The following is a 1,111-nucleotide window of genomic DNA, read 5'->3' on the forward strand; positions in this document are numbered from 1 at the left end:
TATTAACCTGGCAAATAAATAGGGCATATTAGATAATCTGTCTCCATGAAAATAGATGCCCGTAAACTCAGCCCCCAAGAACAACGTGAAAAGCGCTCCACGGCCCTACGCATGCGTGAGCAGGGTTACACCTACAAGGCTATTGGCGAAGCGGTTGGTGTTCACCCCCGCACTATTGCTCACTGGGCGCAGGTCGCAGAACATAAAGGCGAAAAGGCTGCCATTGCCGGCGGCCAGCGTGGTGTGCGCCAGGGTGATCGCCGCAGTTTGAGCTCCAGCCAGGAAGTGCTGATTCGCACCTTGATGACCGATAAGATGCCCGACCAACTCAAACTCGGCTTTGCGCTCTGGACGCGTGATGCGGTGCGAGAACTGATCCGCCAGCGCTGTGGTTTTCTCATGCCGGTTCGAACGGTTGGTGAATACCTCAAGCGTTGGGGCTACACCCCGCAGCGCCCACTGCATCGGGCTTATCAGCAGAAACCTGAAGTGGTTCAGCACTGGCTGGATAATGAATATCCACGCATCGCACAGCGGGCCAGGGCTGAGAATGGTGAGATTCAGTGGGGCGACGAAACCGGTATGCGCAGTGACAGCCATGCTGGCCGCAGCTACGCCCCTATTGGCGAAACGCCGGTGCGCCTGGTCAGCGGCAGTCGTTTTTCCACCAACATGATTTCCACCGTGACCAATCGGGGCAAACTGCGCTTCATGCTGTATCGGGAAACGCTGACAGCCCCAGTGCTGATTCGCTTCCTGAGTCGCCTGATTCGCGATGCTCAGGGCCGCAAGGTGTTCCTGATTCTCGACAACCTGCGCGTACACCACAGCAAAAAGGTGAGCGCCTGGGTTGGCGACCGCAAAGAGCAAATCGAACTGTTCTTCTTGCCGGCCTACGCCCCGGAGTTGAACCCTGACGAGTATTTGAATTGTGATTTGAAACATCAGGTTCGCACGGGCTTGCCGGCGCGTAATCAGGACGAACTGGAAAGGCGTGTTCGCTCGGTCATGAGACGATTGCAATTACGCCCTCAAAGAATCCGTTCTTATTTCCGGCATCCACGTATCGCCTACGCAGCATGATTTGGTGTATTTGATTGCCGGGTTAATA

General features: G+C 55.4%; 1 protein-coding gene. It reads left to right on the plus strand.

Features of this window, described 5'->3' with window-relative positions; genetic code table 11:
• Positions 1-45: 45 nt before the first annotated feature.
• Positions 46-1,083: an IS630-like element ISPa47 family transposase gene (locus tag DXY31_RS13960; RefSeq protein ID WP_011911785.1), complete on the plus strand. Its 1,038-nt coding sequence runs from the start codon at positions 46-48 to the stop codon at positions 1,081-1,083.
• Positions 1,084-1,111: the final 28 nt, after the last annotated feature.

This window comes from Synechococcus sp. UW179A, from assembly GCF_900473965.1.
In the GTDB taxonomy this organism is placed as follows: domain Bacteria; phylum Cyanobacteriota; class Cyanobacteriia; order PCC-6307; family Cyanobiaceae; genus Synechococcus_C.